Origin of the sequence: Streptomyces sp. NRRL S-37, from assembly GCF_000721605.1 — a bacterium.
In the GTDB taxonomy this organism is placed as follows: domain Bacteria; phylum Actinomycetota; class Actinomycetes; order Streptomycetales; family Streptomycetaceae; genus Streptomyces.
On record NZ_JOIZ01000038.1, the window covers coordinates 1 to 25539 of the forward strand.

Annotated in this window: 23 protein-coding genes and 1 pseudogene; 14 read left to right on the forward strand and 10 right to left on the reverse strand. The window is 72.1% G+C overall.

The window, feature by feature from the left end:
* Positions 1 to 179: 179 nt before the first annotated feature.
* Together IH50_RS0135130 and rpsR are read left to right on the forward strand one after the other, a co-directional pair.
* Positions 180 to 1028 (forward strand): annotated as a pseudogene (locus tag IH50_RS0135130) (GTP-binding protein); the annotation flags it as partial.
* A 47-nt stretch (positions 1029 to 1075) separates the two neighbouring features.
* Complete coding sequence (rpsR, locus tag IH50_RS0135135; protein WP_030871977.1) at positions 1076 to 1318, forward strand: 30S ribosomal protein S18; 243 nt, start codon at positions 1076 to 1078, stop codon at positions 1316 to 1318.
* A 210-nt stretch (positions 1319 to 1528) separates the two neighbouring features.
* Here the strand turns inward: rpsR and IH50_RS0135140 are convergent, their stop codons facing one another.
* The 3 genes from IH50_RS0135140 to aztA all read right to left on the reverse strand — a co-directional run bounded on the left by IH50_RS0135140 (position 1529) and on the right by aztA (position 3115).
* Complete coding sequence (locus IH50_RS0135140; protein ID WP_051767578.1) at positions 1529 to 1999, reverse strand: Fur family transcriptional regulator; 471 nt, start codon at positions 1997 to 1999, stop codon at positions 1529 to 1531.
* A gap of 90 nt (positions 2000 to 2089) precedes the next feature.
* Complete coding sequence (gene rpmF / locus IH50_RS0135145; RefSeq protein ID WP_030871982.1) at positions 2090 to 2260, reverse strand: 50S ribosomal protein L32; 171 nt, start codon at positions 2258 to 2260, stop codon at positions 2090 to 2092.
* A gap of 102 nt (positions 2261 to 2362) precedes the next feature.
* On the reverse strand, positions 2363 to 3115 hold the full coding sequence (gene aztA, locus IH50_RS0135150; RefSeq protein WP_030871985.1) for a zinc ABC transporter ATP-binding protein AztA: 753 nt from the start codon (positions 3113 to 3115) through the stop codon (positions 2363 to 2365).
* 14 nt (positions 3116 to 3129) lie between these two features.
* Here aztA and aztB point away from each other — a divergent pair, with 14 nt between their 5' ends.
* The 4 genes from aztB to aztD all read left to right on the forward strand — a co-directional run bounded on the left by aztB (position 3130) and on the right by aztD (position 7532).
* Positions 3130 to 3984: a zinc ABC transporter permease AztB gene (gene aztB, locus IH50_RS0135155; RefSeq protein WP_030871987.1), complete on the forward strand. Its 855-nt coding sequence runs from the start codon at positions 3130 to 3132 to the stop codon at positions 3982 to 3984.
* A gap of 17 nt (positions 3985 to 4001) precedes the next feature.
* The gene (locus IH50_RS0135160; RefSeq protein ID WP_037873480.1) at positions 4002 to 5252 is read left to right on the forward strand and encodes a hypothetical protein; all 1251 of its coding nucleotides are present in this window, start codon (positions 4002 to 4004) and stop codon (positions 5250 to 5252) included.
* Entirely contained in the window at positions 5249 to 6208 is a 960-nt protein-coding gene (gene aztC / locus IH50_RS0135165) for a zinc ABC transporter substrate-binding protein AztC (protein ID WP_030871994.1), read from the forward strand. The genes IH50_RS0135160 and aztC overlap by 4 nt, the downstream gene beginning before the upstream one ends.
* Before the next feature lie 118 nt (positions 6209 to 6326).
* Positions 6327 to 7532 (forward strand): zinc metallochaperone AztD, encoded by a 1206-nt coding sequence (gene aztD / locus IH50_RS0135170; protein ID WP_030871996.1) that lies wholly within the window; start codon positions 6327 to 6329, stop codon positions 7530 to 7532.
* A 201-nt stretch (positions 7533 to 7733) separates the two neighbouring features.
* Here aztD and IH50_RS40465 read toward each other — a convergent pair whose 3' ends face one another.
* The gene (locus IH50_RS40465) at positions 7734 to 8345 is read right to left on the reverse strand and encodes a protein-tyrosine phosphatase family protein (RefSeq protein WP_420709165.1); all 612 of its coding nucleotides are present in this window, start codon (positions 8343 to 8345) and stop codon (positions 7734 to 7736) included.
* A complete protein-coding gene (locus IH50_RS0135175; RefSeq protein ID WP_324617166.1) occupies positions 8245 to 9273 on the reverse strand; it encodes an MMPL family transporter in 1029 nt (342 codons plus the stop codon). The genes IH50_RS40465 and IH50_RS0135175 overlap by 101 nt, the downstream gene beginning before the upstream one ends.
* Before the next feature lie 107 nt (positions 9274 to 9380).
* On the opposite strand from IH50_RS0135175, the gene IH50_RS0135180 reads away from it, so the two are divergent.
* Positions 9381 to 10580: an oxygenase MpaB family protein gene (locus tag IH50_RS0135180; protein WP_030872001.1), complete on the forward strand. Its 1200-nt coding sequence runs from the start codon at positions 9381 to 9383 to the stop codon at positions 10578 to 10580.
* Between the two features lie 127 nt (positions 10581 to 10707).
* Here IH50_RS0135180 and IH50_RS0135185 read toward each other — a convergent pair whose 3' ends face one another.
* From IH50_RS0135185 to IH50_RS0135200, 4 genes are all read right to left on the reverse strand, one after another.
* The gene (locus tag IH50_RS0135185; protein ID WP_030872003.1) at positions 10708 to 11886 is read right to left on the reverse strand and encodes a TetR/AcrR family transcriptional regulator; all 1179 of its coding nucleotides are present in this window, start codon (positions 11884 to 11886) and stop codon (positions 10708 to 10710) included.
* Between the two features lie 120 nt (positions 11887 to 12006).
* On the reverse strand, positions 12007 to 13098 hold the full coding sequence (locus IH50_RS0135190) for an NAD(P)-dependent alcohol dehydrogenase (RefSeq protein WP_030872004.1): 1092 nt from the start codon (positions 13096 to 13098) through the stop codon (positions 12007 to 12009).
* Positions 13095 to 13604: a DUF4334 domain-containing protein gene (locus IH50_RS0135195; protein ID WP_030872006.1), complete on the reverse strand. Its 510-nt coding sequence runs from the start codon at positions 13602 to 13604 to the stop codon at positions 13095 to 13097. Before IH50_RS0135195 ends, IH50_RS0135190 begins: the two co-directional genes overlap by 4 nt.
* Positions 13605 to 13700: 96 nt before the next feature.
* Positions 13701 to 14423, reverse strand: a complete 723-nt coding sequence (locus IH50_RS0135200; protein WP_030872009.1) for a TetR/AcrR family transcriptional regulator — start codon at positions 14421 to 14423, stop codon at positions 13701 to 13703.
* A 262-nt stretch (positions 14424 to 14685) separates the two neighbouring features.
* Between IH50_RS0135200 and IH50_RS0135205 the strand changes: the two genes are divergently transcribed.
* From IH50_RS0135205 to IH50_RS0135230, 6 genes are all read left to right on the forward strand, one after another.
* Positions 14686 to 15840: a CaiB/BaiF CoA transferase family protein gene (locus IH50_RS0135205; protein WP_030872010.1), complete on the forward strand. Its 1155-nt coding sequence runs from the start codon at positions 14686 to 14688 to the stop codon at positions 15838 to 15840.
* Positions 15840 to 16865, forward strand: coding sequence for an LLM class F420-dependent oxidoreductase (locus IH50_RS0135210; protein WP_030872015.1), 1026 nt, complete (start codon positions 15840 to 15842; stop codon positions 16863 to 16865). Before IH50_RS0135205 ends, IH50_RS0135210 begins: the two co-directional genes overlap by 1 nt.
* Entirely contained in the window at positions 16862 to 18010 is a 1149-nt protein-coding gene (locus IH50_RS0135215) for an acyl-CoA dehydrogenase family protein (RefSeq protein WP_107062223.1), read from the forward strand. The genes IH50_RS0135210 and IH50_RS0135215 overlap by 4 nt, the downstream gene beginning before the upstream one ends.
* A gap of 77 nt (positions 18011 to 18087) precedes the next feature.
* Positions 18088 to 19302: an acetyl-CoA C-acetyltransferase gene (locus IH50_RS0135220; protein WP_030872022.1), complete on the forward strand. Its 1215-nt coding sequence runs from the start codon at positions 18088 to 18090 to the stop codon at positions 19300 to 19302.
* A gap of 39 nt (positions 19303 to 19341) precedes the next feature.
* The gene (locus IH50_RS0135225) at positions 19342 to 21516 is read left to right on the forward strand and encodes a 3-hydroxyacyl-CoA dehydrogenase NAD-binding domain-containing protein (protein WP_030872024.1); all 2175 of its coding nucleotides are present in this window, start codon (positions 19342 to 19344) and stop codon (positions 21514 to 21516) included.
* A gap of 160 nt (positions 21517 to 21676) precedes the next feature.
* On the forward strand, positions 21677 to 23515 hold the full coding sequence (locus IH50_RS0135230) for an AMP-dependent synthetase/ligase (protein WP_030872028.1): 1839 nt from the start codon (positions 21677 to 21679) through the stop codon (positions 23513 to 23515).
* Positions 23516 to 23612: 97 nt separating this feature from the next.
* Here the strand turns inward: IH50_RS0135230 and IH50_RS0135235 are convergent, their stop codons facing one another.
* Positions 23613 to 24752 (reverse strand): acyl-CoA dehydrogenase family protein, encoded by a 1140-nt coding sequence (locus IH50_RS0135235; protein WP_030872030.1) that lies wholly within the window; start codon positions 24750 to 24752, stop codon positions 23613 to 23615.
* A gap of 128 nt (positions 24753 to 24880) precedes the next feature.
* On the opposite strand from IH50_RS0135235, the gene IH50_RS0135240 reads away from it, so the two are divergent.
* Positions 24881 to 25507: a TetR/AcrR family transcriptional regulator gene (locus IH50_RS0135240; RefSeq protein WP_030872033.1), complete on the forward strand. Its 627-nt coding sequence runs from the start codon at positions 24881 to 24883 to the stop codon at positions 25505 to 25507.
* Positions 25508 to 25539: the final 32 nt, after the last annotated feature.

Consider the following 25539-nt stretch of genomic DNA (forward strand, 5'->3'; position numbering starts at 1 on the left):
CGCGATCACCCGCCCCTCCCAGGCCCGAAGACACCCGCCGTCACACCCAACGACCACCACCGGGAAAGGACACCCATACGAGACAAGAATTCCCGTTCCTCGACGCCAGGCCCCTCCGCCAGCAGCCGGACCCTCACTCATGCGCACCAGAACTCACCCATGTGCTGTCACCCGGCACCAGCTCACAACCCCACGGCATGGCCCCGGTCATCGCGTCCGAGGGCGCGCCGCTCACACTGACGGGGGTGGCCACCGTGGTCGACCCGGCCCTCGTCCTGCCGTACCTGTCCGACGGTGACGACCTCGTCGACGTGGGCCTCGCCGCCGCCCCGGCCGACCGGCGCACGGTCGCGGACACCTTCGCCCGGCAACTGGAGTACCCCACGGTGATCGCCGTCGTCGAGGACGGCGAGGTCGCCGACGACGGCGACCGCGCGCTGCTCGCCCAGCTCACGCCCGGTGCGCGCAAGGTGCCCGCGGGAAGCGGGGCCCTGGGCGCCGCCCTGCTGGCGGGCTTCGACGCCGAAGCGGCCACCGCCCGCGTGCATCCCGCGTGCGCGCTGCTGCCGCAGGAACGCGACGAGCACGGGGTGAGCACCTTCGTCTGGCGACGTGAGCGGCCCTTCCACCCGCAGCGTCTCTACGCGGCGCTGGCGGACCTGACCTGCGCCGCCGCGCGCAGCCGTGGGCGGTTCTGGCTGGCGGACCGCCCCGACACCCTGCTCTCCTGGGACGCCGCGGGCGGTGCGCTGTGCGTGGAGTCGGCCGGCCCCTGGCTGGCCGCCCTGCCCGACGCCGCCTGGGAGATGGTGCCCGCCGAACGCCGCGTCGCCGCCTCGGTGGACTGGCACCCGGAGCACGGTGACCGCGGCCAGTACCTCACCTTCACCGCGCCCGGCCTGGACCGCGACAACCTGCACGCCCTCCTCGACTCGTGCCTGCTCACCGATGAGGAGTACGCGGAGGGCAGGAGCCGTTGGGAACAGTTTCCGCACGTGTTCGACGACTTGCTCGACCCGGTGACCTGAAGCCGCCTACGCACCGCACGGTGTGCGAAGAAAGGAACGACCCCGCCATGCCCCGACGCACGAGCACCGACCGGCGCACCGCGAAACGCGCCAACCCGCTGGACACCGCCGGCATCACCTACGTCGACTACAAGGACACCGATCTGCTGCGCAGGTTCATCTCCGACCGGGGGAAGATCCGCAGCCGCCGGGTGACCCATGTGACACGCCGGCAGCAGCGGCAGATAGCACGGGCCGTCAAGAACGCGCGCGAGATGGCCCTGCTTCCGTACGGTTCCCGACAGAGCTGAACCCTGCCACCGAACGGTGTTCGTCCCGCCCACCGGGCGGGACGAACACCGCTTTGGCGGGCGGTGCGGCCGGGCGGACGGCCGTGCCGTCCGCCCGGCGCACCACTCGCGCCGAACGGCGGTCGGTGACGCGATGATGCCCGGCCGGGGCACGGTGCTCCAGTGGTGGCCCCGACAGCAGGACCGTGACCGGGTAACCGGCTCCGCGGATCACGCGTCCGTGCACCGGCCGGTCATGAGCCTGTTCGTCGATGCGCCGGCCCCGGGCCGGCAACCGTCGCACACACCCGTGAGTTCGACGGTGCGGTGCACCGCGTGGAGCCTGATGTCGCGTGCGATCCTCGCCACCCACTCCTCGACCTCCCCGGAGTCGACGGCCAGGCCGAGGCCGCACACCCGGCAGACGAGGTAGTGGCGGTGGCCGTCGTCCGGCCTGGTCCGGTAGAAACGCTCGCCGCCGCTGTCGCGCACCACGTCGACGCGCCCGGCCGCCTCCAGCAACCGGAGCGTGCGGTAGACGGTGGTCAGCCCCACCGCCGTGCCGTCCGCGGCCGGAGCCGCGTGCAGGCTCTGCGCCGAGACGAAGCCGTCGCGGTCGCGCAGGGCTTCCAGGACCGCGGCTCGCCGCGGGGTGGTGCGCCGCTCGCCGTTCCGTACACGAGTCCGCCTTCCGTCGCTCATGGGTGCCGTCCGGGCACCGCCGGAGCGGGCACGGACGGCACCGCGCCCGGACCGGCGAGGGTCGCGCACAGGCCCGGACGGGCGCCGGTCTCAGTCCTCCGGACGCAACAGGCCCCGCCGGTAGGCGGGTACGAGGTGCTGCGGCACCCGGTGGGTCACGCCGTCCACCGTGACGGGCACCAGGTTCGGGGTGCTCGCCTTCCACTGGGCGCGGCGGTGGCGGGTGTTGCTGCGGGACATCTTGCGCTTGGGCACGGCCATGGGGGGTTCCTCTCGGTCCGGTCGGTCCGGAACGTTCGTACGGGAGACGTCGTCAGTATATGACAACGGTTTTCATGTGCGATGAGTGTCGGAATGCGCGCATCAGGCGGTTCCGCCCGGTCGCCAGGCGCCGGCGAGCGTCGACGGGACGAGGATCCGGTCGGGGTGCCCCTGTCCCGTCAAGCGCCCCTCGCGCAGCAGGAGGCAGGCGTCGGCCGCGCGGGCGGCGTCCAGGTCGTGGGTGGCGTGGACGACGGTCACGCCGTCGGCGGCCAGTTCCGTCAGCAGTGCCGCGATGCGCTCCCTGGCCTCGGGGTCGAGCCCGGTGGTCGGCTCGTCGAGCAGGAGCAGGTCCGACTCCTGGGCGAGCCCCTGGGCGATGAGGGCGCGCTGCCGCTGTCCGCCGGACAGGTCCCCGAGCTGACGGGTGGCCAGATCGGCGATGCCCATGCGGTCCATGGCCGTGTCCACGGTGGCGCGGTCCCGCCGGGTCAGCCGGCGCCACGGGCCGCGTTCGCCCCAGCGTCCCATCTCCACGGTCTGCCGGACCGTCAACGGCAGTGCGTCACCGACCGCGCCGCGCTGGGGGACGAACGCCGGGGGCCGGCTGCCGGTGTGGTGCAGCTCGCCCGCTGTGGGCCGGATCACTCCGGCCAGGACACCGAGCAGGGTGGACTTCCCGCTGCCGTTCGGGCCGACGAGTGCGGTGGTGGCCAACGCCGGTATCGCGCCGGTGAGTTGATGAAGCACCGGATGGCCGGTGTAGCCCGCGGACAGCTCGGTGAAGCGGACGCGGAACGTCGTGTCCTCGGGAGCTGCGGAGAGGAGATCGGATTTTTTGAACATGATTTTCATTGTAGTGTGCTCGCATGGAGTGGTTGACAGCCCCTTTCGAGGCGACCTTCGTGCAACGCGCCTTGTGGGGCGGGATTCTGGTGTCGGCGATCTGCGCCCTGGCGGGCACCTGGGTGGTGCTGAGAGGCATGGCCTTCCTCGGTGACGCCATGTCGCACGGGCTGCTGCCCGGAGTGGCGCTCGCCGCGCTGCTGGGTGGCAATCCGATGGTGGGGGCGCTGCTGAGCGCGGCGGTCATGACGGCTGGTGTCACCGCCCTCGGCCGCACCCCGAAGCTGTCCCAGGACACCGGTATCGGGCTGCTGTTCGTGGGAATGCTGTCGCTCGGCGTCATCATCGTGTCGCGGTCGCAGTCCTTCGCGGTGGACCTGACCGGCTTCCTCTTCGGCGACGTCCTCGCCGTGCGCGAACAGGACCTGGCGTTGCTGGGCACGGCCCTCGTGCTGGCCCTGGCCGTCTCGGTCCTCGGCCACCGCGCCTTCCTGGCCCTGGCGTTCGACCCGCGCAAGGCCCGCACCCTCGGGCTGCGTCCGCGCCTGGCCCACGCGGTGCTGCTCGGCCTGCTGGCGCTGGCCATCGTCGCCTCCTTCCACATCGTGGGGACGCTGCTGGTGCTGGGCCTGCTCATCGCCCCGCCGGCGGCCGCGCTGCCCTGGGCACGCGGAGTACGGGGCGTGATGGTCCTCGCGGCACTGCTCGGCACGGCCGCCACCTTCTTCGGCCTGCTGCTGTCCTGGCACCTGGGCACCGCCGCCGGCGCGACCGTCTCCGCCCTGGCCGTGACCCTGTTCTTCCTCTCCCGCCTGGCGTCCGGCATCCGCCACCGCCGCACCCACCCGGCCGGCATCCGTCCGCCGGCGACCGACTGAGAAAGACCTGAGAGGCGATGTCCTTGTCCGTCCGAAGAAACGTCACTGCCGGGGCGCCGGCCGCACTCGTCGCCCTCGCGCTGCTCACCGCGGGCTGCACCGGGCAGGACGACGACACGCCCTCCCCAAAAGGGAGTTACACGGCGTCCGCCACCCCGCACGGATACGTCGAAGGAGCACAGGAGGCGGCCGAGCAGCAGTCACGGCTGGTGCTCAACGACCCGGTCACCGGAGACACCCGGACACTGGACCTGATCACCGGCAGAACGCACGAGACGTCCCGGACGACGGGCACCACGGACCTCACCACGGACGGCCGGTTCGGCTACCTCCCCACCGAGGACGGCACCCGCGTCCTCGACGCCGGCGCCTGGACGGTGGACCACGGCGACCACGTGCACTACTACCGCGCCGCGATACGCGACGCCGGCAGGTTCCCGGCGGGCCCGGGCGCGCGGGTGCGCGGCGACGCGGCCGTCATCGCGGTGACCGGTGAGGACGGCCGGGCCACGGTGTACCACCGGGCCGACCTGGAGAAGGGCCGCGTCGGCACCCCCCGCACGCTCCCCGGAACCCACGCCGGGGCGGTGGTGCCGTACGCGGAACACCTGCTGACCCTCACCCGCGACGGGAAGAACGGCCCACCGGAGGTCGCGGTGTACGACCGTGCGGGCGGGCACGTGACGTCCCCGGACGCCACCTGCGAGGACCCGGCGGGCGACGCCGTCACCCGGCGCGGCGCCGTCTTCGGCTGCGCCGACGGCGCCCTGCTGGTCCGCGAGGACGACGGCGACTTCACGGCCGAGAGGATCCCGTTCCCCCGCGGCCTGCCCGCGGGGGAACGGGCGTCGTCCTTCCGCCACCGCGCGGGCAGCGACACCCTCACCGCACCGGCCGGGGACCGGGCCGTGTGGGTGCTGGACGTCACCGAACGCACATGGACCCGCGTGGAGACCGGCCCGGTCGTCGCCGCCAACACCGCCGGAGAGGGCTCCCCGCTGCTCGTCCTGGAGACCGACGGGGCACTGCACGGCTACGACATCGCCACCGGCGAGCCGGTCGCCCGGACCGCGCGGCTCCTCACCGGAGACCCGCGGGCGGGCACCGGCGGACGCGGACCCGTGATCGAGGTCGACCGCAGCCGCGCCTACCTCAACGACCCGGAAGGCAGCCGCGTGCACGAGATCGACTACAACGACGGCCTGCGCGTCGCCCGCACCTTCGACCTGGACATGAAGCCGGCGCTGATGGTGGAGACCGGACGATGACGACACCGAGACGAACCGTTCTGCGGCTGCGCCGCCTCCTGGCGGCCCTGATCACCCTCGTCTGCGCGAGTACGGCCACCGCCTGCGTGAGCGGCGACGACCGGCCCCGGGTCGTGGTGACGACCGACATCCTCGGCGACGTCACCCGCGAGATCGTCGGCGACCAGGCCGACGTCACCGTCCTGATGAAGCCCGGTGCCGACCCGCACTCCTTCGGCCTGTCGGCCGTGCAGGCCGCCGAACTGGAACACGCCGACCTGGTCGTCTTCAACGGCCTGGGCCTGGAGGAGAACGTACTGCGGCACGTGGAGGCCGCCCGCGAATCCGGCGTCTCCACCTTCGAGGCCGGCCGGGCGGTCGACCCGCTCACCTTCCGGAAACAGGCCGACGGAGGCCCCGAGGAAGAGGCCGGACAGCCCGACCCGCACTTCTGGACCGACCCCGACCGCGTACGCAGGGCCGCCGGCCTGATCGCCGGCCAGGTGATCGAGCACGTGGACGGCGTCGACGAGGAGGCGGTCCGGGACAACGCCGAACGCTACGACGCCCAACTCGCCCGCCTCACCACCTGGATGGAGAAGTCCTTCGACGGCATACCCGAGAACCGGCGCGCCTTGGTGACCAACCACCACGTCTTCGGCTACCTCGCCGACCGCTTCGGCTTCCGGGTGATCGGCGCGGTCATCCCCAGCGGCACCACCCTGGCCTCACCCAGCTCCTCCGACCTGCGCTCGCTCACCGAGGCCATGCGCGAGGCGGGCGTGCGCACCGTCTTCGCCGACTCCTCCCGGCCCACCCGCCTGGCCGAGGTCCTGCGCACGGAACTCGGCGGCGGGGTACGCGTCGTCGAGCTCCACTCCGAGTCGCTGACCGGGAAGGGCGGAGGCGCCGACACCTACCTGCGGATGATGCGCGCCAACACCGAGGCCATGACCGACGGCCTGACCACCGGCTGAACCCGCGCCGTCGTGCCGGACCGGCACGACCGGCCGGCACCACCCGCCACGCACTACCCATCACTCACCACCCACCACACAGACGCCGCGCCCGTGCGGCCGGAAGGAAACACACACAGTGAACACGTCGATACGCAACAGAGCCGTCTCTGCTACGGCCCTCGCCCTCGCGGTGTCCGCGGTCCTGACCGCCTGCGGGGGAGGGGACGGCACCTCGTCCGACACGAAGGCGGCGAAGGCGACGCCCCGCACCGCACCCGCCGGCGACGTCAGGGACCCGCTGGTCGCCACCTTCGACGGGGGCCTGTACATCCTGGACGGCGAGAACCTCGAACTCACCAGAACCATCGAGCTGCCCGGCTTCAACCGGGTCAACCCCGCCGGAGACGACGACCACGTCATCGTCTCCACCGACACGGGCTTCCGCGTCCTCGACGCCACCGGCCGGACCCTCACCGGCATCACCTACGAGGGAGCCAAGCCCGGACACGTCGTACGGCACGCCGGCAGGACGGTGCTCTTCACCGACGGCACCGGGGAGGTCAACGTCTTCGACCCCGCCGGCCTGAGCAGCGGCAGGAAACCGCAAGGACGCACCTACACCTCCGCCGAGGCGCACCACGGCGTCGCCATCGAACTGAGCAACGGCGAACTCCTCACCACCCTCGGCACCGAGGAGAAGCGCACCGGCGCCCTCGTCCTCGACAAGAACGACAAGGAGATCGCACGCAACGAGAACTGCCCCGGCGTCCACGGTGAGGCCGCGGCCCAGGGCGAGGCCGTCGCCGTCGGCTGCGAGGACGGCGTCCTGATCTACAAGGACGGCGAGTTCACCAAGGTCGACGCCCCCGACGACTACGGCCGCATCGGCAACCAGGCGGGCAGCGACGCCTCCCCGGTCCTCCTGGGCGACTACAAGACCGACCCGGACGCCGAGCTGGAACGGCCGACCCGCGTCTCCCTCATCGACACCCGGACCGCGAAGCTGCGCCTGGTCGACCTCGGCACCAGCTACTCCTTCCGCTCGCTCGGACGCGGACCGCACGGCGAGGCCCTCGTCCTCGGCACGAACGGCACCCTCCACGTCATCGACCCCGAGACCGGCGAGGTGGAGAAGGAGATCCCCGTCGTCGACGCTTGGCGGGAACCCCTCGACTGGCAGCAGCCCCGGCCCACCCTCTTCGTCCGCGACCACACCGCGTACGTCTCCGAACCGGGCAAGCGGGGGCTCCACGCGGTCGACATCGAGACCGGCGAGAAACTGGCGTCGGTGACCCTGCCGAAGAGCACGAACGAACTCTCCGGCGTCACCGCCGGCCACTGACGGCCGGTTCGGCAGGACGAGGCGCCCCGGCCCGCCGGCCCGATCCGGCACGGCCGGGGCGCCGCTGCCGGCGGACGTCTTCCACCTTCCGGCGGGCCGCCCCGTCACTCACACGATCCGCCACGACGCCGCACACACCTCCGTCCCGTACCGCCGTTCAACCGCGGCCCGCCGCACCGGCCCCTGACTCACGGAACCCGGCTACGGCTCTCGGGATCCGGAGGCGCCGGATGCGTGGACCCGGCGGATGAACCGCCGCTGCCATGGCACCTCGACGGCCCGTGAACGATAGTGCCGACGGACCCACTTGACCGCTTGACCGGGTTCCATGCCCTCCATCACGCACATCGCGGCCAGTGCCGTTCCGGTGCGTCCGACACCGCCGCCGCAGGCGACCTCGACCCGCTCGTCGAGCCCGCGCTCATGGACGAGTCGGAGCGTGCGCAACGCGTCGTCGGGGTCGGAGGGCAGCCAGAAGTCCCGCCACCGGATCCACCGGCTTTCCCACGGCTGTGCCGCGGGCCGGTGATCCGTCAGGTATACGGCCAGCGTCGGTACCTGGCCCTTTGGAAGTCCGTTTCTCAGCCCTCGCCCGCGGACGAGTCGTCCTGACGGGAGCCGGACGACTCCGGGAGTTCCGTCGTTCCACTGTTCTGTCACGGTGTGCCTCCTCCTCGCTTTCTGCGAGTGATCCCGTACGTGTCCGGATGACTCAACGCTGCCGGCGGTGTGAGGACGCGTACTCGCTCCGTTCCCCGGCACGGTGAGCGGCGGTCGCCGCCCGGCCTGCCCGGCCCGTCCGGTCCCGGCCACGGCCCGACGGCCCGTGGCCGCCCCCCGGTATGCCCGCGGGCCACCAGTTCCACTTGCCGAGCACCGTCATCAGCGCCGGCAGCACGTAGATCCGGATGACCACGGCGTCCAGCAGGATGGCCGCCGTGAGTCCCACGCCGAGCTGTTTGAACTCGACCATGCTCAGCGTGCCGAAGATCCCGAACACTCCGACCATGACGACCGCCGCACTGGTGACCACGCCGGCCGATCGCGTGATGCCCTGACGGACCGCGTCCCTGGTCGAAGCACCGGTGAGCGCGACCTCGCGGATCCGGCTGACCACGAACACGTGGTAGTCCATCGACAGCCCGAACAGCACCACGAAGAGGAAGAGCGGCAGCCACGAGACCACCGCGCCCGAACTGCGGAAGTCGAGGAGGCCTTCCGCCCAAGTGTGCTGGAAGACCGCGACCAGTACACCGAACGAGGCTGCCGCGGACAGCAGGTTGAGCACGATGGCGGACAGTGCCACGGCCACCGACCGGAAGATCAACACCATGGTGGCGAAGGTGAGCAGCAGGACGAAGCCCACCACGTAGGGCATCCGTTCCTCGAGGTGCGCGGTGAAGTCGGCACCCTGCGCCACCTTGCCGCCCACCGCGCTTTCGGCGTCGGGCACATCGGCCACGGCCCGCGGCAGCCAGCCGCGCAGCAGCGCCAGGGAGTCACGGGCACCGGCGCTCTTGGGCTGGTGCGGCGTGCCCACGTCGACCGTGTGCACCCGGTGGTCGGCCGACTCCTTGATCTCCGGTGTGGTGTCGTGCGCGAACAGCTCGTGGTCCGCGGTGCGTTCGAGCAGGCTTCGCAGGGCACTCCGCACTTCACCGGCCTGTGCGGCGGGAGCCCGGACGGCGACGAGCCTTCTGTCATGACCATTGCCGACAGCGAGACGCCTCGCTATGTTAATCGAAAATCACATCTGTGCGACGAGGTCCATCATGCATCGGTCGCGCAACAGGCAAGTCTGCGAAGGCATCTGGAACCATCTGGCCCATCAGGGAAGCAGGTAAGTCAATGGAGAACCTCAGCAGGCGAAAGGCCCTGTCACTAGGGGTCGCACTCGGCCTCGTGGGCGTGGCGAACCCCGTCCGGGCGTGGGCGTCGGAGGGATCGGTGGCGGGGGCCGCCGCGGGAACCGGTCCGGAGTGGATCTGGGACGACGCGGCGGACCCTCTGATGGCTTCGATGCTCGAGAACGGACACGTTCCGGCGATCAACACCGCATGGGCGTCGTGGGTGGACAACAACGACCCGCTGCCCGGCGGCCTGCCGGCCGAATTCACCGCGTACCTGCGGCAGGTCAACCGGTTGCCCTCCTGGGCCGACCCCGTCAAGCTGGCCCGCGCCGCCGACTTCAACCGGCGCAGGGACACGTACCTCTTCATGCTGTACGGCCTCGGCAGCGGCATCATGAGCACCGTGATCCCGCGCGAGGCCAAGAGCGTCTACTGGTCCGCGGGTGGCGCCGACATGCAGGACCGCGCGGCCAAGACGTTCACGTTCGGCTACGACCTGTCCCAGCTGGGAGCCTTCGAGTCGACGGGACAGTTCGTCGTCACCGCCAACAAGACGCGCGTGGTGCACGCCGCGGTGCGTCACCTGCTGCCGCAGTCGCCGCACTGGCGGGCGGTCGCCGACGAGACCGTCCCGATCAGCGCCGCCGACATCCTCGTCACCTTCCACAGCCTGGGCACCTACGTGCACCGGAAGCTGCTCGACTGGAGGATCCCGTACCCGAAGGCGGACCAGGAGGCGTTCCTGCACTCGTGGCAGGTCGCCGTTCACCTGCTCGGTGTGCCGTACGAGCACATCCCCAAGACCTGGGCGGCCGCCGAGAGCCAGTCGGCGCAGGTGCTCACACCGATCCTCACCCCGTCGACCGAGGGCATCGCGCTGGCCGAGGAACTGCTCGGCCTGACCGCGCAGATCGACCTCGGTGTCACGCGCGGGTTCCTGAACGAGTTCGTGCGCTACGTCCTCAGCGACGAGGTCGGCGACTGGCTGGGGCTGAAGCGCGACTACGCGGCGGCGGCCCTGGTCCGCACCGCGTGGCCGGCGTTCATCCTGTTCCGTGAAGGGCTGTCGCCCGTCATGCCCGGCACCTTCTACATGTTCGACCAGTTCGTGCGCGCCCTGGCCATGCTGTTCCTGAACAAGGGCTCCTCCGGGACCACCACCCCCATCACGATCCCCACCGGGAACAGGCCGGGCTGAGCCGCCGGTCCGGTCCCGCCCGTGTCCGTCCCGCGGCGGACGGACCGAGGGGCGGGTGCCGGGGTGACCTCCCGCGCGAGGGCTTCCCGGCGGCGGAGCCTCGCCGCCGCCGGGTTCCGGCGGCCGTTCAGAGGCCCAGAGCGCCCACGACCAGGGCGGTCACGGCCGCACGACGGCCGGGGCTGTCCCGCCACCGCAGTCTGCGTCCCGCCTCGACCACCACGCCGAACCCCGCGTGCACCAGCACCCGGGCCTGGCGCGGGTCCAGCTCCGGACGGGCCAGCCGCAACTGCTGCTCCCAGACGGCGATGTGTTCCCGCTGGGCGAGGAGCAGGGGCCGCCGCAGGTCGGCCGGCAGGCCTGCGAGCTCGGCCTCGGCGACGCTGTTGAGTTCGGTGTACTCGAAGCTGTAGGCCACATACGTCGCCGCCAGCATGACGACGGCGTCGTACGGACCGGCCACCTCGTGCAGGCTCCGCTCCACGCCCTGGGCCAGCAGCCCCGCCGCCTGGAGGCACGCCGCCGCCAGGATGTCGATCTTGCCGGGGTAGTGCCGGTAGAGCGCGGACGGGGTCAGCCCCACCGCCTGGGCGATCTGTCCGTTCGTGACGTTGGCGAATCCGTCCCGGGCGAACAGCGGGACGGAGGCCGCGAGGATCTCCGCGCGCCGGGTGCGCGGCACCGGCCGGGCGGGCAGTTCGACGGGGCGCGTGCCCGGCCGGCCCGCCGCCGGATCGGTCGCGGCCACCCGCAGCGCGGACGCCAGCAGCAGCTCCTCGGCCCGGCGTCCGGCGATGGAGGTGCGGTGCATCGTGATGGACCCGATCGCACCGAGGGCCGCCATGGCCCGCAGGCGCTCGTCGGGCAGCGGGTGCTCGTGCTGCACCGCCTCGTCGACCCGCTCGACGAGACGGCCGAACTTCACCGCGAGACGCCGGCGGTCCTCACGGTCGAGGTACCGGGCCTCCCACCGGTACACACCGCCCGACGCGCGATGGGCGACGGTGACCCGGGTGACGGCGGTGAGCACATCCGCCAGGGCCGCCCCGGGCGGCACCTCGTCGAGCGCGGCGACCAGTCCGTCCACCATGACGTGGGCGCACGCGGCGAACAGCGCGTACTTGTTCGGGAAGTGCCGGTACAGAGCGGTCGCGGTGATCCCCACACCGGCGGCGACCTCCTCCATGGACGCCTTGTGGTAGCCGCGCTCGCTGAAGATCCGCCCGGCCGCCTCGACGATGAGCTGCTTGCGGTTGCGGGGCCGGGTGGCCGCGGCCGAACGGGCGGGCGGGGAGGCGGGAGCCATGCGGATCAGTCAATCACACGCCGTCAGGAGGCCGGGCTCCCTCGGCGCGGACCGGCGGGACGCGGGCGGGCCCGCCGTCCGGCACCGCCGTTCCCGGTGCCGGAGCGGCCGGGTGAAGGTTCAGGCGAAGGTGAGGACCGGCTTGACCACGCTGCCGTCCTCCATGGCGGCCACGGCCGCGCCGATGTCCTCGAACGGGAACGTGGTGACCAGCCGTTCGAGCGGGAAGAGGCCACGCCGGTGCAGGCCGATCAGCTCGGGGATGAAGCGGCCGGGGTCGGAGTCCCCCTCGACCACCCCGTGGACGCGGACGCCCTTGGCGAGCAGGCCCATCACGTCGAACGTCACCTCGCCGCCGAGGCCGAGGAGGGCGAGTTCGCCGCGCGGGCGCAGCGCGCCGACGGCCCGGCGGGCCATCTCCGGACGGCCGGTGGTCTCGACGACGTGGTGCGCGCCGCCGTCGGTGAGGTCGCGCAGCGCCGCCGTCAGACCGTCCCCGGGGGCCAGGGCCGCCCTGGCGCCCAGTCCGGTGGCCAGGGCACGGCGGGAGGCGACCGGGTCGACGGCCACCACCGGGTCGCAGCCCACGGCCACCGCGGCCATCAGAGCGCTCAGCCCGACCCCGCCCGCGCCCAGGACGACCAGTGAGGAGCCCGGTTCGGGGCGCAGCCGGTTGAGCACGGTGCCCGCGCCCGTCTGGCCGCCGCAGCCCAGCGGCGCGGCGACCGCGGCCGGCAGGTCTGAGGACACCTTGACCACGCCGCGTTCGTGGACGACGGCGTGCGTGGCGAAGCTGGACTGTCCGAAGAAGCCGGCGTGCAGCGGTGCGCCGTCGAGGGAGAGCGGAGTGGTGCCGTCGTCGCGTCCACCGGAGAAGTTCAGGGCCCGCGAGGCGTGGCAGTAGGCCGGATGGCCCGCCGCGCACTGCTCACAGGTGCCGCAACTGGCGAAGGTGAGGCAGACGTGGTCCCCCGGTATGACGCCGGTCACCTCCGTGCCCACCGCTTCGACCCGGCCGGTGCCCTCGTGGCCGAAGACCATCGGGGTGAGGTGCCGGGGCCAGGTGTCCCGCATCCCCAGGTCGGTGTGGCAGATGCCGGCCGCGGTCATCCGCACCAGCACCTCGTGCGGCCGCGGGTCCTCGAGGTCCGCGTCCCGGACGGTGAACGGGGCGCCCGGTGTCTCGGTGACCGCGGCGCGGACACGCCTCACGAGCCCTCTTCGGCACGGGAGGCCTCGTGCGGGGCGTCCGGGGCGCGATGGAGGAAGAAGTAGTAGAAGGGGCCTTCGGCGGGGACGCCCTTGGCGTTCATGATCCCCATCAGTGTGGTGTCGTCCACCCGCTTGAAGTGGTCGAGGACCGGCCGGCCGTCGTAGACCATGGTGGCGGTCGACTCGCCGCGGAACTCGACGGTCCACAGGCTGGCCTCGCCCATGCCGAGCTCGCGGTCGGAGTACAGCTCGCCCTTCTCGTTCCGGCAGATCAGCGGCTTGGCGTCGTGGACGGCGGCGAACGTCTTGCCGTACCAGCCGGCCTTCGCCAGCGTGCCGTTGAGGGGGTGGCCGGTGTCGAACTCGCCGCCCTTCCACTGACCGAGGATCTCCTCGGGCCGGACGGTCGCCAACGCCGCCCATATCGCGTCGAGTTCGGCGGGATCGACCGGGCCGTCCTGCTCCCGGAGCTCCTGGAACCGGGTGCGGGCCTCGAGCACGTTCATGGGGGCTGTCCTCTCGTCGGTGCGGGAACCGTGGGGGTGAACGTCGGGATGTGGCCGGTGGGACCCTACGGCCGTGCCGTGCCGTGCCGTGCCGTGTCACCGGGAGGCGCGCGGAGCTGTACCCCGGGAGGCCTGGGTCCGCGCGGGGGAGAAGTGCCGGGGGAGCGCGAGGGCGAGGTCGCCGGTGACCGCGCCGGGGTGGCCCACGGTGCCGAGGCTCAGCAGCACGTGGCGTTCGGCGACCTCCTCCGCGGTCAGCGGACCGTCCTCGCGGAACCAGTTGGCGACCCCCTGGCACATGATGAGCACCGCACGCACCGCGTCGGCCGGGACCGGCGTGGTGAACACGCCCCGGGCGCGGCCCGCCTCGACCGTGTCCAGCAGCATGTGCTGGAGATAGTCGCGCAGGGCGACGTAACGGGCCCGGTTCTGCGGCTCCAGGCTGCGGATCTCGGTGTCCAGGAAGGCCAGTTGCTGACGGTGGGCCATGTAGAGCACGATCGACTCGACCATGCCGCAGAACCGTGCCAGCGGATCGTCCCCGGCCTCCCCGGCCGCGGTCCGGCAGCGGTCCAGGACGTCCTTGATGGAGGTCTCGAGGAGCGTGGCCAGCAGCGCCTGCTTGTTCTCGTAGTGGTAGTACAGCGCGGGCACGGTGACGCCGACCCGGCCGGCGATGTCCCGGACCGAAGTGCCGTGGTAGCCGTGCTCGTTGAAGGCCTCCATGGCGTGGACCAGGATCGGGTGCAGGTCGAGCGGCCCGTAGGAGCGCCAGTGCTCCGTCGAGGGCGTGGTGTCCTGGCTCGGCTCGGTGCTCAACGACTCTCCTCAAGACGGGCGGCGATCGGCGACATCGTACGGCCGTGAGTCCGCGTCATCTCCTTCCGGCAGCTTAGCGGTCGATCAGGAGAACGGGGAGACCGGCGTCCGGCTCGATGTCACTTCCCCGGTGCGAGACCACAAAAACTCCCGCGATCCAGGTAGTTGACCGACTGTCCGCGCTCTCCTACGTTCTTAGCGAACGCTCAGTAAGGTCCCGGTCAAGCGGCGGCGAGCCCACCACGCACCGAGAGAGGAACCCATGAGCCCTCCCCCTCCCGAGCCACCCGGCCGCCGCACGGCGGGCCCGCTGGACGGCGTGCGCGTGGTCGAACTGGCGGGGATCGGCCCCGGCCCGTTCGCCGCGATGCTCCTCGCCGACCTGGGCGCCGACGTGGTGCGCGTGGACCGCCCCGGCCCCTCGCCGCTCGGCGGCGATCCCGCCCGTGACGTGACCAACCGCAACAAGCGCTCCGTCCTGGTCGACCTCAAGTCACCTCAAGGTCCGCGAACGGTACGGGCGTTGGCGGCACGCGCCGAGATCCTGGTGGAGGGGTGCCGGCCCGGTGTCGCGGAGCGGCTCGGGGTCGGCCCCGAGGAGTGCATGGCCGGCAACCCCGCGCTGGTGTACGGCCGGATGACCGGCTGGGGCCAGCGGGGACCCCTGTCCGCCCTGGCCGGACACGACATCGGCTACATCGCCACCGCAGGCGCCCTGTCCATGATCGGCACGCCGGACGGACCACCCGCCGTCCCCGTCAACCTGCTCGGCGACTACGCGGGCGGCTCCCTCTACCTGACCACCGGCGTCCTCGCCGCGCTGCTCACCGCCCGCGCCACCGGCCGCGGCCAGGTGGTGGACGCCGCGATCGTGGACGGCACCGCACACCTCACGGCCATGTTCTGGGGCATGCTCGCCGAGGGCACCTGGCAGGACGCCCGCGGCCGCAACCTGCTCGACGGCGGCTGCCCCCACTACGGCGTCTACGAGACCGCCGACGGCGGCTGGATGGCGGTCGGTGCCCTGGAACCGCAGTTCTACACGGTGTTCGTCTCCCTGCTCGGCCTGGACGGCGAAGTCCTGCCGGACCGCGCCGACCCGCGCAACTGGCCCGAGCTGCGCACCGTGTTCACCGCCCGGTTCAAGACCGCCACCCGCGCGGAGTGGACGGCCGTCTTCGAGGACACCGACGCCTGCGTCGCGCCCGTGCTCTCGCTGCACGAGGCGGCCGGCCACCGGCACCTGACCGGACGGGGCACCTACACGCAGGCGTACGGCATCACCCAGCCCGCTCCCGCCCCCCGCTTCTCCGCCACCCCCGGCACCCTCCGCCTCCCCCCGGCCGCCCCCGGCGCGCACACCTCCGACGTGGCCCGCGACTGGGACGTGCCCGAACTGACCGAGGACCACCGCTGATGGAACTCTCCTCACCCCTGACGTACGCCGGCGACCCGCGCGCCTCCGCGGACCGGGCCGCCGCCCTGGAGTCCGCGGGACTCGACGCCGTCTGGGTGGCCGAGGCCTACGGCTTCGACTCCCCGACGGTCATGGGATACCTCGCCGCGAAGACCGAGCGGATGCGGATCGGCTCGGCGATCCTCAACGTCTACTCCCGCAGCCCCGCGCTGATCGCCCAGACCGCGGCCGGACTCGACGCCCTCACCGGCGGACGCGCCCTCCTCGGCGTCGGCGCCTCCGGACCCCAGGTCGTCGAGGGCTGGCACGGCCGCCGCTACGACCGCCCGCTGGGCCGCACCCGCGAGGTGGTCGAGCTGTCCCGGCGGATCTGGCGGCGCGAGGTGATCGAGCACCACGGCATCACCGACCTGCCCCTGCCGGCCGAGAAGGGCGGCACCCTCGGCAAACCGCTGAAACTGCTGAACCACCCGGTCCGCGACACCGTCCCCGTGTACGTCGCCGCGCTCGGCCCGGCCAACGTCCGCATGACCGCCGAACTCGCCGACGGCTGGCTGCCGTTCCTCTACGTCCCCGAACACGCCGCCGAGGTCTGGGGCGGGCCGCTCGCCGAGGGCACCGCACGGCGCGACCCCGCGCTCGGCCCGCTCTCGGTCGTGGCGGGCGGCCTGCTGGCCATCGGCGACGACGCCGAGGCCGTCCGTGACCTGATGCGCCCCACCGTCGCCCTCTACGTCGGAGGCATGGGCGCACCCGGCCGCAACTTCTACCACGACCTGGTCTGCTCCTACGGCTACGAGTCGGCCGCCGCCACGATCCAGGAGCACTACCTCGCGGGCCGAAAGAAGGACGCGGAGGCCGCCGTACCGGCCGAACTGCTGGAACTCCTCTGCCTGGCCGGTCCCGAGGGCTACGTCCGCGACCGCGTCGAGGTGTTCCGCGAGGCGGGCGTCACCATGCTCGACGTCACCCCCGTCGGTCCCGATCCCGCCCGGCTGATCGAGCACGTGAGGAGTTGGCTGTGACCCTGGGACGCGATCTGTACGGCCCCGACCACGAGGCCTTCCGCGAGACCGTCCGCACCTTCCTCGCCAAGGAGGTGACCCCGCACCACGAACGCTGGGAGAAGGACGGCGTCGTCGACCGCGAGGTGTGGCGCTCGGCGGGCCGCCGGGGCCTGCTGGGCATGGCCGTCGGCGAGGAGTACGGCGGCGGCGGGACCGACGACTTCCGCTACAGCGCCGTCCTCATCGAGGAGTTCGCCCGCGCGGGTGCCTCCGGGCTCGCCCTGAGCCTGCACAACGACATCGTCGGCCCCTATCTGACCCGGCTCGCCACCGAGGAGCAGAAACGCCGCTGGCTGCCCGGATTCGTCTCCGGTGACCTCGTCACCGCCATCGCCATGACGGAACCGGGCGCCGGATCCGACCTCCAGGGCATCCGCACCACCGCCACCGACCGGGGCGACCACTACTTGCTCAACGGCGCGAAGACCTTCATCTCCAACGGCATCCTCGCCGACCTCGTCGTCGTGGTGGCCCGCACCACCCCCGAGGGCGGCAGCGGCGGGCAGAGCCTGCTCGTCGTCGAGCGCGGCACGGAGGGCTTCGAACGGGGCCGCAACCTCGGCAAGATCGGCCAGAAGGCCCAGGACACCGCCGAGTTGTTCTTCCACGACGTACGCGTCCCCAAGGAGAACCTGCTGGGCGAGGAGAACCGGGCCTTCACCCACCTCATGGACAACCTCGCCCAGGAACGGCTGGCCATCGCGGTCGGCGCCGCCGCGGCGGCCGAGGAGACCCTGGACGTCACCACGCGGTACGTGAAGGAACGCGAGGCGTTCGGAAGGCCGCTGGCCACACTGCAGCACATCCGCTTCGAGATCGCCGAGATGGCCACCGAGACCGCGGTCACCCGCACCTTCCTCGACCGCTGCGTCACCGAACACAGCAGGGGCGGACTCGACGCCGTACACGCCTCGATGGCCAAGTGGTGGGCCACCGAACTGCAGAAGCGGGTCGCCGACCGCTGTCTGCAACTCCACGGCGGATACGGCTACATGACCGAGTACCGGGTCGCCAGGGCGTTCGTCGACGGCCGCGTCCAGACCATCTACGGCGGCACCACCGAGATCATGAAGGAGATCATCGGCCGCTCCCTGCTCGCCTGAGCACCGGCCGACCTCCCCCGACCACACCCCTGTCGCGTTCGCGGCCTCCTTCAGACCCGACCCGGAAGGCACCCAAGGTGAGCACCGAAGCGTACGTGTACGACGCGATCCGCACCCCGCGCGGTCGCGGCAAGGCAGGCGGTGCCCTGCACGGCACCAAGCCGATCGACCTGGTCGTCGGCCTGATCCACGAGACCCTCCGCCGCTTCCCGGACCTCGACCCGGCGGCGATCGACGACATCGTGCTCGGCGTGGTCAGCCCCCTGGGCGACCAGGGCGCGGACATCGCCCGCACCGCCGCCGTCCTCGCGGGGCTGCCGGAGACGGTGGCGGGCGTGCAGGAGAACCGCTTCTGCGCGTCCGGTCTCGAAGCCGTCAACATGGCTGCGGCAAAGGTCCGTTCGGGCTGGGAGGACCTGGTCCTGGCGGGCGGCGTGGAGTCCATGTCACGGGTCCCGATGGGCAGTGACGGCGGCGCCTGGGCACTGGACCCGCGTACCAACCACGACACCGGCTTCGTCCCGCAGGGCATCGGCGCCGATCTGATCGCCACCCTGGAGGGCTTCTCCCGGCACGACGTGGACTCCTACGCCGCGCTCTCCCAGGAGCGGGCCGCCGCGGCCTGGAAGGGAGGGCGCTTCGACCGCTCCGTCGTCCCCGTGCGGGACCGGAGCGGGCGGCTGGTCCTCGACCGGGACGAGCACCTGCGGCCCGGCACGACGGCCGAATCGCTGGGCAGGCTGAAGCCGTCCTTCGCCGACATCGGCGAACTGGCCGGCTTCGACGCGGTGGCGCTGCAGAAGTACCACTGGGCCGAGAAGATCGACCACGTCCACCACGCGGGCAACTCCTCCGGCATCGTCGACGGCGCCGCCCTGGTCGCCATCGGCAGCGAGGAGGCCGGCGGGCGTCACGGCCTGACCCCGCGGGCCCGGATCGTCTCCGCCGCGGTCTCCGGGGCCGACCCCACCATCATGCTGACCGGGCCCGCGCCCGCCTCCCGCAAAGCACTCGCCAAAGCGGGCCTGACCGTCGACGACGTCGACCTGGTCGAGATCAACGAGGCGTTCGCCGCGGTCGTCCTGCGCTACGTCAAGGACATGGGGCTGAGCCTGGACCGGGTCAACGTCAACGGCGGCGCCATCGCCATGGGGCACCCGCTCGGTGCGACCGGCGCGATGATCCTCGGCACCCTCGTCGACGAACTGGTCCGCCGCGGCCTGCGGTACGGGCTGGCCACCCTGTGCGTGGGCGGCGGCATGGGCATCGCCACCGTCGTCGAACGCGTCTGAGTCCCAGCGACCCACCAGCTCACTCACGGAGACTTCCTCATGACCGAGAGCACCACCATCCGCTGGGAAGAGTCCGACGACCACGTCGTCACCCTCGTCCTCGACGACCCGGACCAGTCCGCCAACACCATGAACGCCGCGTTCGTCGACTCGCTGGACGCCGTCGCGGCGCGGCTGGCGGAACGCCGCGACACCGTCCGGGGCGTCATCGTCACCTCCGCCAAGAAGAGCTTCTTCGCCGGCGGCGACCTGCGCGACCTGATCTCCGTCACTCCCGAGACCGCGGAGGCGTCCTACGAGGCCGGGATGCGCGTCAAGCGCTCGCTGCGCGTCCTGGAGACACTGGGCAAGCCCGTCGTCGCCGCGATCAACGGCGCCGCGCTGGGCGGCGGTTACGAGATCGCCCTGGCCTGTCACCACCGCGTGGTGCTGGACAGCCCGGCCGTCCGCGTCGGGCTTCCCGAAGTCACCCTGGGGCTGCTGCCCGGCGGCGGGGGAGTGACCCGCACGGTCCGTATGTTCGGTGTGGCGGACGCCTTGCGGAAGGTCCTCCTGGAGGGCACCCGGTACGGACCGGCGCGCGCCCTGGAGGCCGGCCTGGTCGACGAGGTCGCCGCCGACCAGGAGGAACTCCTGGCCAGGGCAAGGGCGTTCGTTGACGCACACCCCGAGTCCGCGCAGCGCTGGGACGCCCCCGGCCACCGCATCCCCGGCGGCACCCCCGCGACCCCGGAGTTCGCCGCCCAGCTCCCCGCCCTCCCGGCGATGCTGAGGAAGAAGACGGGCGGCGCCCCCTGTCCGGCCCCGCGCAACATCCTCGCGGCGGCCGTGGAGAGCTCCCAGGTCGACGTGGACACGGCCTTCGTGGTGGAAGCCGGGTACCTGACGGAGTTGGTCACCGGGCAGATCACCAAGAACATGATCCAGGCGTACTTCTTCGACCTGGGGGCCGTGAACTCCGGCGCCGGCCGTCCCCGGGGCGTCGAGCCGCGCAGGGTGACCAAGGTGGCCGTGCTCGGTGCGGGCATGATGGGCGCGGGCATCGCCCACTCCTGCGCGCTGGCGGGGATCGACGTCGTGCTGAAGGACGTGTCGGCACAGGCGGCGGCCAAGGGCAAGGGCTACTCGGAGAAGCTGTGCGCCAAGGCCGTGTCGCGCGGCGGCACCACGCGGGAGGAGGCCGACGCCCTGCTGGCCCGCATCACCCCGACCGCCGACGTCCGGGACCTGGCCGGCTGCGACGCGGTGATCGAGGCGGTCTTCGAGGACACCGGCCTCAAGCACAAGGTGTTCCAGGAGATACAGGAGGTCGTCGCCCCGGACGCGCTGCTGTGCTCCAACACCTCCACCCTGCCCATCACCGTCCTCGCCAAGGGGGTGCAGCGGCCGCGGGACTTCGTCGGCCTGCACTTCTTCTCGCCGGTCGACAGGATGCCGCTGGTGGAGATCGTCAAGGGCGAGAAGACGGGTGACGAGGCGCTGGCGCGCGCCTTCGACCTGGTGCGGCAGATCCGCAAGACGCCGATCCTGGTCAACGACTCGCGCGGCTTCTTCACCTCCCGGGTCATCGGCCGCTTCATCGACGAGGGCGTCGCCATGGTCGGCGAGGGCATCGAGCCCGCCTCCGTCGAGCAGGCCGCCGCCCAGGCCGGCTATCCGGCCAAGGTCCTCGGCCTGATGGACGAACTCACCCTCACCCTCCCGCGCAGGATCCGCGAGGAGACCCGCCGCGCGGCCGAGACGTCGGGCCGCCGCTGGGAGCCGCACCCCGCGGACACGGTGGTGGACCGCATGATCGACGAGTTCGGCCGCCCCGGACGGTCCGGCGGCGCGGGCTTCTACGACTACGTCGACGGCAGGCGCGCCGGGCTCTGGCCGGGGCTGCGCGAACACTTCACGGACCCCGCGAAGCAGCCCGCCGACCTGACCGAGATGATGGAGCGGATGCTCTTCGTCGAGGCGCTGGACTCGGTGCGCTGCCTGGAGGAGGGCGTGCTGGTCTCGGTGGCGGACGCCAACGTCGGCTCGCTGCTCGGCATCGGCTTCCCGCCGTGGACGGGCGGCGTGCTGCAGTACATCAACGGCTACGAGGGCGGGTTGCCGGGCTTCACGGCCCGCGCGCGTGAGCTGGCCGCGAAGCACGGCGAGCGCTTCGCCCCGCCCGGACTGCTGCTGCGCAAGGCCGAACGGGGCGAGACCTTCACCGACTCCTGATCCGCTCCGGGGGTCCGTGGCGTCCCGCGTCCCCTGAGCACCGCCCGGTTCCGTGGACAGGGTCGTCGGTCCCCACCCCCTCGGCTCCACCAGGCACGCCGGCAGGGGCTCCCCGCCCCGGTCTCCCAGACGTTCCCTTCCGACCCGCAAGGAGGCCCCGATGACATCAGCACCCCGCACCACCGGCGACCTGCCCGACGACCCGGCCGGCCGGACCCTGCCGCAGCTGCTGGCCCGAAACGCACGCGCGTACCCGCGACTGCCCGGTCTCTCCTGGCAGCCGGCGGACCCGGACGGCGACGGCGACTGGACGACGCTCGGCTGGGCGGAGATCCACGAGCACACCAGGAGCCTCGCCGCCGGCTACCGGGCCCTCGGCGTCGGCCGCGGCGACCACGTGCTGCTGATGATGTCCAACCGGCCCGAACACTGGCTGTCGGACCTGGCGCTGGTCCGCCTCGGCGCGGTCCCGGTCAGTGTCTACGGCACCGCGGCCCCCGAGCAGATCATCCACATCGCCCGCAACTGCCAGGCCCGCCTCGCCGTCGTCGAGGGGGCGGCGCAGGTCGCCGTGTGGGAGCCGTTGCTGGCCGACGCCGGCACCCCGCTGGAGCGTCTGGTGGTGGCCGAGGCGGGTGCGGAGGGCGGCCACGTCCCGTACGCCGTCCTGCTCCGCGAGCCGGTGCCGGAGCAGTTCGCCAAGGAACTGGACACCGCCCGCCCCGAGGATCCGCTGACCGTCGTCTACACCTCCGGCACCACCGGTGAGCCCAAGGGCGTCGTCCTCACCCACCGCGAGGTGATGTCCAACGCACTGGCGCTGGACGCCGTGGTGGAGCTTCCCCCGCACGTCGAGCACATCTGCTACCTGCCGTTCGCCCACATCGCCGAGCGGATGCTGGGCATCTACCTGCCCTGTCACCGTGCCTCGCACGTCCACCTCTGCGCCGACCCGACGCGCGTCGGCGAGGTGGTGCGCAAGGTGCGCCCCGCGCAGTTCTTCGGTGTGCCGAGGATCTGGGAGAAGCTGTCCGCCGCCGTGCGGGCCGTCCTCTCACTGATGCCGGCCGAGCAACGCACGGTCATCGACTCGGCGTTCGGGGTCGCCCGTGAGCACGTCGGGTACCGCGAACGGGGGGAGGCGCCACCCGCCGAGCTGGAGGAGCGCTACGCCCGCGCCCGCGAGGACGTGCTGCTGCCGCTGCTGGCCGCGGGCGGTCTGGACCGGGTGACCTGGGCGGCCAGCGCGTCGGCGCCGATGTCGGTCGACGTGGTGAGGTTCTGGGCCGGGTTCGGCATCGTCATCATGGACGCCTGGGGGCTGACCGAGACCACCGGTGTGGCCACCAGCAACAGCCCGAGGACCGGCTTCCGGCTCGGCTCGGTGGGACGCCCGGTGGGGTCCGTGGAGATCCGTACCGCCGGGGACGGCGAGATCCTGGTGCGGGGCACCTCCGTGTTCTCCGGCTACCTCCGACCGGACGGCTCGGTGCGGTCCGCCCTGGACGCCGACGGCTGGCTGGCCACCGGCGACATCGGCCGGATCGACGAGGACGGCTACCTCTGGCTCACCGACCGGAAGAAGGAGATGATCATCACCTCCACCGGCAAGAACGTCTCGCCGGTGCTGGTGGAGAACGCGCTCAAGGAACATCCGCTGATCGGCCAGGCGATGGTGCACGGCGACAACCGCTCCTATCTCGTCGCCCTGCTGGTGCTCGACGCGGAGGCCGCCCCCGCCTGGGCCGCGGCCAACGGCGTCCAGGCGGACGGGGGAGCGGCCGGGCTGGCGCGGCACCCCGTCGTCCGGGCGGAGGTGGACCGCGCGGTGGCCGCCGCCAACACCCGGCTCAACCGCACCGAGCAGGTCAAGCGGTACGAGCTGCTGGCGGAGGAGTGGGGCCCGGCGACCGGCGAGCTGACGCCGTCGCTGAAGATGCGGCGCCGGGTCATCCGGGACAAGTACGCCGACGCGCTGAGCGGGCTCTACGAGGACTGACCCGCCCCGTGTCCCTTCCGCGCCCCGCGCTTCCCGCGCACGCAAGACGGCCGCCCATCCCCCGTCCGGGGGTGGGCGGCTTCCGTGTCCGGCCGTCTCAGAGACCGTAGGTCCTGCCGATGACGTCCCGCTGGATCTCGCTGGTCCCGCCGTAGACCGTCGAGACGACCGCGGCCCGCAGATGGCGCTCCATCTCGAACTCCGTGGTGTAGCCGTAACCGCCCATCATCTGCATGCCCTCCAGGGCGGCCCGCTTGGCGATCTCGGTCGCCTTCAGCTTGGCCATGGACGCCTCGCGCGGGAACAGCCGGTCCGGCCGCGCGTCGCAGTCCAGCGCCACCTCGCGCACCAGCAGCCGGGTGCACTCGATCTCCGTGGCGAGATCGGCGATCCGGTGCCGCATCGCCTGGAAGGAGCCGACGGGCCGCCCGAACTGCTCGCGTTCGCGGACGTAGGCGACGGTGTCGTCGAAGGCACGGCGGGCCAGACCCAGCATGTTCGCGGCCAGGAAGAGCCGCTCGTAGTTCAGGCCGGCCATCAACTGCCGCCACCCGCCGTCCACTTCACCGACGACGGCGTCCGCGGGCAGCCGTACGCCGGTGAGGAAGACGTCGTTGACCTCCCGGCCGCGCATGGTCTCGATGCCCCGCACCTCCACGCCCGCGGTGCCGACGGGCAGATGGAACATGGTCAGACCGCCGTGCTTGTCCTCACCGGTGCGGGCCACCAGGAGGATGCTCTTCGCGCAGTGCGCGTTGGAGATCCAGGTCTTCTGACCGTCGATCACCCACGTGCCGTCCCCCTCCCGCCGGGCGCGGCAGCGCAGCGCGCCGACGTCGGAACCGGCGCCGGGCTCCGACATGGCGATGGCCAGGACATCGCCGCGCACCGCCCCGGTGAGCACCTCGCGCCGCTGCCGCTCCGTGCCGAACCGCTCGTACGCCTTCGCGGTGATGACGGTGGTGATGAAACCCCCGCACGGGACCATCCCGTACGAGGTCTCCTCCAGGAAGAGGCAGGCGTCGGCCAGTCCGCCGCCGGAGCCGCCGTACTCCTCGGGCAGGCACACCCCGAGCCAGCCCAACTCGGCGAGCCTTCCGTACAACCTGGGGTGGTGGGCCTCGTGGCCGTCCCCCGCCAGCGCGTCGCGCTGTTCTCGGGTACCGCACTCGCGCTTGGCGAAATCGCGCAGGGCCGCGGCGAAGGCGGCCTGTTCCTCGGTGAGTCGACTGCCCATCAGGTCCTCCGGGATCCGGGTGCCGGTCGGCGGCTCGGTCAGGGTCGGGCACACAAGTGAGTTACAGAGATACGATAGATGTTTCCGAGTATCTCGGGGAAGTGTTCGCCGGTATCGTGAGGAGCACCATGAGAACTGACACGAACGACTCGTGGCTCGACCGGGCCCTCGACCGGCCGGAGCCGGAGGACCGCATGGCACTGCGGATCCTCGACGCGGCGCTGGAACAGTTCACCCTGCTGGGTCTGCGCCGTTCCTCCGTGGACGACGTCGCCAAGCGGGCCGGGGTCTCCCGGGTCACCGTCTACCGGCGTTTCCAGACCAAGGACAAGCTGGTCGAGGACACCCTGCTGCGCGAACTCGGCCGGTTCTTCCAGCGGCTGGACGCGGCGGTGGCGGCGCTGCCGACCATGAAGGAGCGGGTCGTCGAGGGGTTCGTGGTGGCCCTGCGCCACACCCGCGCCCATCCGCTCTTCGGCGGCCTGCTGCGCCTCGAACCCGAGGTGGTGCTGCCCTACCTGACCGTGCAGGGCAGCTCCTCGCTCTCCGCCACCGTCGAGTACCTGACGGTCCATCTGCGCCGCGCGCAACAGGCCGAGGGCCGTCCCGACGAGGACCCGCGTCCGGTCGCCGAGCTGATGGTGCGGGTCGCCGTGTCCTTCCTGCTCAACCCCGCGAGCTGCATCGAGATGGAGGACGAGGACCAGGCCCGGGCCTTCGCCCGCCGCTACCTGGCCCCGCTGCTGGACGCCTGACCGGCCGGACCGTCCGCTCGGGCGGTCCGGGC